8 protein-coding genes and 1 other RNA gene are annotated in these 6,488 nt (G+C 68.6%); 2 read left to right on the top strand and 7 right to left on the bottom strand.

Going from position 1 to position 6,488, the window contains the following annotated elements; all coding sequences use genetic code 11:
• Positions 1 to 142: 142 nt before the first annotated feature.
• On the bottom strand, positions 143 to 1,075 hold the full coding sequence (locus tag VJ655_RS19935) for a nucleoside hydrolase (protein WP_324114158.1): 933 nt from the start codon (positions 1,073 to 1,075) through the stop codon (positions 143 to 145).
• Between the two features lie 74 nt (positions 1,076 to 1,149).
• On the bottom strand, positions 1,150 to 1,905 hold the full coding sequence (locus VJ655_RS19930; protein ID WP_324114156.1) for a YebC/PmpR family DNA-binding transcriptional regulator: 756 nt from the start codon (positions 1,903 to 1,905) through the stop codon (positions 1,150 to 1,152).
• A 144-nt stretch (positions 1,906 to 2,049) separates the two neighbouring features.
• On the opposite strand from VJ655_RS19930, the gene VJ655_RS19925 reads away from it, so the two are divergent.
• Positions 2,050 to 2,703: a glutathione S-transferase family protein gene (locus tag VJ655_RS19925; RefSeq protein ID WP_324114154.1), complete on the top strand. Its 654-nt coding sequence runs from the start codon at positions 2,050 to 2,052 to the stop codon at positions 2,701 to 2,703.
• A gap of 16 nt (positions 2,704 to 2,719) precedes the next feature.
• On the opposite strand, the gene VJ655_RS19920 is transcribed toward VJ655_RS19925, so the two are convergent.
• The 5 genes from VJ655_RS19920 to VJ655_RS19905 all read right to left on the bottom strand — a co-directional run bounded on the left by VJ655_RS19920 (position 2,720) and on the right by VJ655_RS19905 (position 5,253).
• Positions 2,720 to 3,541, bottom strand: coding sequence for a TIGR00282 family metallophosphoesterase (locus VJ655_RS19920; RefSeq protein ID WP_324114152.1), 822 nt, complete (start codon positions 3,539 to 3,541; stop codon positions 2,720 to 2,722).
• Positions 3,542 to 3,571: 30 nt separating this feature from the next.
• The gene (locus VJ655_RS19915) at positions 3,572 to 4,171 is read right to left on the bottom strand and encodes a 5-formyltetrahydrofolate cyclo-ligase (RefSeq protein WP_324114150.1); all 600 of its coding nucleotides are present in this window, start codon (positions 4,169 to 4,171) and stop codon (positions 3,572 to 3,574) included.
• Positions 4,172 to 4,196: 25 nt separating this feature from the next.
• Positions 4,197 to 4,359, bottom strand: a non-coding RNA gene (ssrS, locus tag VJ655_RS21170) — 6S RNA.
• 199 nt (positions 4,360 to 4,558) lie between these two features.
• Positions 4,559 to 4,885 carry a cell division protein ZapA gene (locus VJ655_RS19910; RefSeq protein ID WP_324114148.1) on the bottom strand — a complete coding sequence of 109 codons (327 nt, stop codon included), beginning with the start codon at positions 4,883 to 4,885 and terminating at the stop codon, positions 4,559 to 4,561.
• A gap of 2 nt (positions 4,886 to 4,887) precedes the next feature.
• The gene (locus VJ655_RS19905) at positions 4,888 to 5,253 is read right to left on the bottom strand and encodes a DUF4164 family protein (protein WP_324114146.1); all 366 of its coding nucleotides are present in this window, start codon (positions 5,251 to 5,253) and stop codon (positions 4,888 to 4,890) included.
• Between the two features lie 291 nt (positions 5,254 to 5,544).
• Between VJ655_RS19905 and gap the strand changes: the two genes are divergently transcribed.
• Positions 5,545 to 6,488 (top strand): type I glyceraldehyde-3-phosphate dehydrogenase (gap, locus tag VJ655_RS19900; RefSeq protein WP_324114144.1); only part of this gene is annotated, 944 nt, incomplete at its 3' end.

Raw genomic sequence — 6,488 nt, 5'->3', positions numbered from 1 at the left:
CACGACCTACGACCACGCGGTCTGGAACGGCGTGCCAGTGTCGGAGATGGACCGCCGCCTGGCCGATCTCGACCAGTTCATGCGCGACCTGGTCCGCGAGCGCGCCGCGCAATGGGGCCAGCCGCACTAGGGATTTTGCTCCCTAGGCCGCCTCGACGGCGCCAGCCCCGAACAGGCCGCCGACGATCAGCCGCCTCACCGCGCCGACGTCCAGGTCCGTGCAGACCTCGGCGTTTGGCGGGCCGTCCACGCGTTCGATGCGGCCCAGGCGTTCGCCGTCGACGATCACCCGCAGGCGGGCAGGCTCGAAAGTGAAGAGCTCCGGCGCGATCAGGCTGGCGGCGGCCACCGCGTCGTGCGGCCGGCAGCCTTCGCCGCCCCAGACGTTCTGGTGAAAGGCGATGTAGGCGCCCGCCGCCTTGATCAGCCGCGCCGACAGCGGCGAGCCGCAGCAGGCCGCGCCGCGGGACAGGTCGGCGGTGGTCACGCTCACCTGATGCGTCACGTCCAGCGGCATGAGACGCGGCGTGACCCCGCTCTCCAGCGTGCGCTGCAGGGCCTCCGGATCGCTCCAGCTGTTGAAGTCCGCCCCGCCGGCCGCCTTGCCCTCGACGGCGAAGGCCCCGGCCATGATCGTCGGGCGCCAGTCGCGGAAGGCGGCCGGGTCTTCCAGCAGACCTTTGGCGAGATTGGTCAGCGGTCCCAGGAACAGGCCCGCGATCCTGCGGCGGGCGGCGAAGGCCAGGAAGTTGGCGGAATGGCCGCGCTCAAGCTCGGGCAGCTTCCAGCGCTGGGAGAAGCCCGCGCCGTTCAGCCCGTCGACGCCGTGGGCCGGCCGCATCCGCTCGACCCGCCGCTTGGCCAGGCCCGAGCCGGCGCCGATATAGACCTCGGCCCCGCAGCCGGCCAGGCGCAGCACTCCGCGCGCGTTGGCGGCGGCCTGGTCGACATAGGTGTTGCCGAACACGGCCGAGACCGAGACCACCTCGACCGCCTGCCGGGCCCGCGCCAGCAAGGCCAGCGCCAGGGCGTCGTCCACGCCGCAATCGGTGTCGATGTGAACCCGCAGGACCATGCCGTCAGTCTAGCCGGAGGCGATGACAGGGAGAAGCATATCCCCGAGCCCACCCCTTCTGCGAGAGACGGGACCTAGCCCAGCTTGGCCAGGTCCTCGTCGCTGATGTCCTCGTTCGAGTAGACGGCCTGGACGTCGTCGTCCTCGTCCAGCATGTCGAGCAGCTTCATCAGGGTGGCGACGCTGTCGCCGGTGACCGGGACCTGCATCTTCGGGCGCCAGGCGATCTTGGTGTTGCCGGCCGCGCCGAACTTGGCCTCCAGGGCGGCGGCCACCTCGTTCAGGTCCTCGAAGGCGGTGTAGATCGTGTGGCCTTCGCCTTCCTCGTCCATGTCGGAGGTGACGTCGTCGGCGCCGGCCTCGATGGCGGCTTCCATCATCTCGTCTTCCGACGCGGCCTTGGCCGGATAGCTGATCTGGCCGACCCGATCGAAGTTGAAGGTCACCGAACCGGTGGCCCCCATGTTGCCGCCCATCTTGGTGAAGTAGGAGCGGACGTTGGCGGCCGCGCGGTTCTTGTTGTCGGTCAGCACCTCGACGATGATGCCGACGCCGCCGGCCGCGACGCCTTCGTAGCGGATTTCCGAATAGTCGGCCGCGTCGCCCATCTGCGACTTTTTGATCGCGCGGTCGATGACGTCCTTGGGCAAGCTCTCGGCCTTGGCGTTGTTCACGGCCAGGCGCAGGCGCGGGTTCATGGCCGGGTCGGGCAGGCCGGCCTTGGCCGCCACGGTGATTTCCCGCGACAGCTTGGAGAACAGCTTGGAGCGCGCGGCGTCGGCGCGGCCCTTGCGGTGCATGATGTTCTTGAATTTCGAGTGGCCGGCCATTGAAGAGGCTCTGTCTCTGGTCTGAAAAATGGAGTGTGGCGCTTCTAACGCCCGGGGGCGGGCTTTGTCACCCCCGCCGCCGGGGTTGCGTTCCGGCGCGCCTCGGATATAGTTAGGCAGTTACTTAAGTATCCGGGAGCGCCCATGAGCCTGACGCTGTACGCCCACCCGCTGGCTTCATACTGCTGGAAGGTGCTGATCGGCCTCTACGAGAACGCGATTCCGTTCGACAACGTGCTGGTCGATCTGGGTGATCCCGCCGCGCGCGAGGCGTTCCTGAAGCTCTCGCCGATGGGCAAGATGCCGGCGCTCCGCGATGACGCTCGAGACGAGACGGTGGTCGAGACCTCCGTCATCCTCGACTATCTGGACGCCCACTATCCGGGGCCCGTCCGCTTCACGCCCATAGCGCCCGACTTCGCCTGGCGCATGCGGTTCTGGGACCGCTTCTTCGACAACTACGTCCAGACGCCGATGCAGAAGATCATCGCCGACCGCATCCGCCCCGAGGGCGCCAACAAGGATCCGTATGGGGTGCAGGAGGCCTACGGGCAGTTGGCGAACGCCTGCGATTACCTGGAAAGCCAACTGGCCGACGGCCGGACCTGGATGCTGGGCGACTTTGGCCTGGCCGAGTGCGCGGCCATGCCGGCGCTCTTCTACGCCGACAAGGTCCAGCCGCTCGAAGGCCGCTGGCCGGACTGCCTGGCCTATCTGGAACGGTTGAAGGACAGGCCGTCGGTCCAGCGCGTGCTGGCCGAGGCCGAACCGTATTTCAAACTCTTCCCGACGGCCTAGGCTCGCCCCCCCGGGCTTAAAGGGCGGGAATCGTCGGCCTCAGCCGTCCGCCCACCCGGATCGGTTCGACCCGCAGCGCCAGGCCCGTGCGGTCGTCGGTCTCGACGAACACGCCGCAGACCGTGGCCGGTCCGCTGGCCGGCTGGTAGCGGCCGCCGCTGATCTTGGTGGTGAAGCGCCGCAGCGGCTCTTCCTTCTGGTTGCCGATCACGCTGTCGTAGTCGGCGCAGGCGCCGGCGTCCGTCTGGTAGGCGGTGCCGCCGGGCAGCACCTGGCAATCGGCGGTCGGGACGTGGGTGTGGGTGCCGACCACCAGCGAGGCGCGGCCGTCGCAATAGTGGCCCATGGCCATCTTCTCGGACGTGGCCTCGCAGTGCATGTCGACCACTACAGCGTCCGCCACCTGGGCCAGCGGGGCCTTGTCCAGCTCGCGGTCGACGGCGGCGAACGGGTCGTCCATGGCGTCCATGTGGACCCGACCCAAGAGGTTGACGACGTAGATCGTCTTGCCCGAGTCGGTCTGAAACAGATGGCTGCCGCGCCCGGGCGCGTCCGACAGGATCGGGTAGTTGGCCGGCCGGATCAGGCGCGGTTCGCGGACGATATAGGTCAGGGCCTCGCGCTGGTCCCAGCTGTGGTTGCCCAGGGTAAGGCAGTCCGCGCCGGCCTCGAACAGCTCGCGGGCGGTGTTCTCGGTGATGCCGAAGCCCGCCGCGGCGTTCTCGGCGTTGATGATGACGAACTCGAGGGAGAGCCGGCGGCGAAGATCGGGCAGATGGTCGGCCAGGCCGTCACGGCCCGACTTGCCGACGACATCGCCGAAGAAGGCGAAACGCATAGAAAGTCCTTGGTGCGAGCCGTCAGCGGCTCATGTCTCGACGGCGATATACTCTTTTTCGGTGAGAATGGCGTCCAGCCTTTGATCGTGCGGCTCGTGCGGCAAATTCTCCACCTGCTGGCCGCTATAGGCCACGCCCAGCACGAAGGTCGGCTTGCGGGCCCGCAAGGCCTCCAGCGCCCGGTCGTAATAGCCGCCGCCCTGGCCGAGGCGCACGCCGTCGCGCTGGAAGGCCAGCAGCGGGGCCAGCACCAGATCCGGCTCCAGCTTCGCGGAGTCCGGCGACGGCGCGGGCAGGCCGATGGCGTCGCGGATCAGGGGCTGGGCGGGATCCCAGGCGCGAAAGACCATGCGCGCGGCCTCCGCGTCCTCGATCGCCGGCAGGGCCAGGGTCCAGCCGGCCTCGCGCAGTTGGTCGCCCAGGATCAGCGGCGACAGCTCCGAGCCGAGGCCATGATAGAGCGCCGCGACCTTGCCGGCGGAGTCGGGAAACAACCGAGCCAGGGGCTCGCGGGCGATCTCGGCGATCATCCAGTCGGCCTGCGGCGCTTGCAGGGCCAGCTGCTTGCGCTGGTTGCGCAGGAAGACGCGCAGGGCCGTCTTGGCCGCGACGGGGTCGGCGATGGTCATGGATCGCTTATAGGGGAGATAGGGTGGCGGCGCCGCGAAGAACCGTGAAGACGTTTCAATCCACTCGAACCTGTCAGTAACAGGTGGGCCCCGTGTTCCCGCAGCCACGGCCACGGGAGGGAACAGGTCCCGATAGAGAGATTAAGGTCCCTGGGAATAGAAATCTTCGACGAGAGCCACAGCAAGACCCGCCGTCGATCAAGATAGGGCGTCGGGGGGCGGAAAGCCAGGGGCGCCTTTGACGCGGCGGCCCGCCCCACTCAATCCTCCCCCTGACGGGGGAGGTGTCGGCCCGAAGGGGCGACGGAGGGGGAAGTTCCGCCGGCCTTGCCTCTTCCCCCTCCGGCCTTCGGCCACCTCCCCCGCTGGGGGGAGGATTGACTGCCTCTACTCCGCCGCCAGCTTCTCGATCTTCTCCGCCGCCGCGTCCAGGGCGCGGATGGCGGCGATCTCGGCCTTGGTGCCTTCCTGCTGCATCCGGGCGATCTCGGCGTTGGCGTGGGCCAGGCGCAGCTTCATGTCCGACAGCTCGTCGGCCAGCAGCAGGGCGCCCATCAAAAAGAGGCGCGTCTCGCCCAGTTGTCCGACGTCGGCGCTGACCTGGCGGACCTGGCGGTCGAACAGGCGGGCCAGCTCGGCCAGATGCGGCTCCTGGCCATCCTCGCAGCCGACGCTGTAGGGTCGGCCGTTCACCTGGATCGTCACCTGGGCCATGGTCACGCCTCCTCGGAGTCTTCGAACAGGTCGTCGTCGTCGGTCGGCGCGTGCAGATCGTTGGCCACGCCTTCGTCGCCGAGCGCGGCGCGGATCTCGGCGATGGCGCGGCCGAGCGCCACCGAGGCCTGCTCGCCGGCCTCTTCCAGCGCCTTCTCGCGCTCGCGGGCGGCTTCCAGGTCGGCGACCAGGCGACTGCGCTCCTGATCGTCGAACAGGCCAGGCTCGGCCGACAGGCTCGCGACCGGCGCGGCGGCCGTCCGTCGGGCCTCGGCGGCCTTGGCCGCCAGGCGCTGCTCCAGCTGACTCACCGCACGCTCGAGGCGGCGCACGGCGAGGTCGAGGGCCGTACCGTCGGCCGGGATCATCGGCGGGTTTCCATCATGCGACGCAACATACAGATCGAAGCCCTCTAAGCCAGCCGCGGAAGGCGACATTTGGGCGACGCACCGCCCATAGCAGCATTCGCCCCGCCTTGTCCGCCGCCGACAGGGCGTTCGAGGGGGTGAAACTCTCGAAAAACCGCGTTCACTTTCGGCCCTCCGCCCCGCAATGGCGGCTTCTCGGACTTGACTTCGCGCCCCCAGCCCGCAAAACGCGCACCGAAATAAGGGAACGCCGAACGATCCCGCTCGGCGGCCGCTACAGGAGAAAGACCCATGGCTCTTCGCGTCGCCATCAACGGCTTCGGCCGCATCGGACGTCTGGTCCTGCGCTCCATCGCCGAGCATGGCCGTCGCGACATCGAGGTCGTCGCCATCAACGACCTGGGCCCGGTCGAGACCAACGCCCACCTGCTGCGCTACGACAGCGTCCATGGCCGCTTCCCGGGCGTCGTCACCTCGGGCGAGGACTGGATCGACGTCGGCCTGGGCAAGATCAAGGTCACGGCCATCCGTAACCCCGAAGAGCTGCCGCACAAGGACCTGGGCGTCGACATCGCCTTCGAGTGCACCGGCATCTTCACCGCCAAGGACAAGGCCAGCGCCCACCTGAAGGCCGGCGCCAAGCGCGTGCTGGTCTCGGCCCCCGCCGACGGCGCCGACAAGACCATCGTCTACAAGGTCAACCACGAGACCCTGACGGCCGACGACATCGTCGTCTCGAACGGCTCGTGCACCACCAACGCCCTCGCCCCCGTCGCCAAGGTCCTGCACGACCTGTTCGGCATCGAGCGCGGCTACATGACCACGATCCACAGCTACACCGGCGACCAGCCGACGCTGGACACCATGCACAAGGACCTCTACCGCGCCCGCGCCGCGGCCCTCTCCATGATCCCGACCTCGACCGGCGCCGCCAAGGCCCTGGGCCTCGTCCTGCCGGAACTGAAGGGCAAGCTGGACGGTTCGTCGATCCGCGTCCCGACCCCGAACGTCTCGGTCATCGACCTGAAGGTCGTCTCCGGCCGCGAGACCTCGATCGACGAGATCAATGCAGCCCTGCAGGCCGCCGCCGACGGTCCGATGAAGGGCGTGCTGTTCACGACCAAGGATCCGCTGGTCTCGACCGACCTGAACCACATCGCCGCCAGCTCGACGGCCGCCCTGCCCCAGACCCAGGTCATCGACGGCAAGCTGGCCCGCGTGCTGTCGTGGTACGA

The organism is Caulobacter sp. (assembly GCF_035254145.1).
Lineage (GTDB): Bacteria > Pseudomonadota > Alphaproteobacteria > Caulobacterales > Caulobacteraceae > Caulobacter.
The sequence above is the reverse complement of the archived record's forward strand: the minus strand, read 5'-3'. Positions and strand labels throughout refer to the sequence as shown.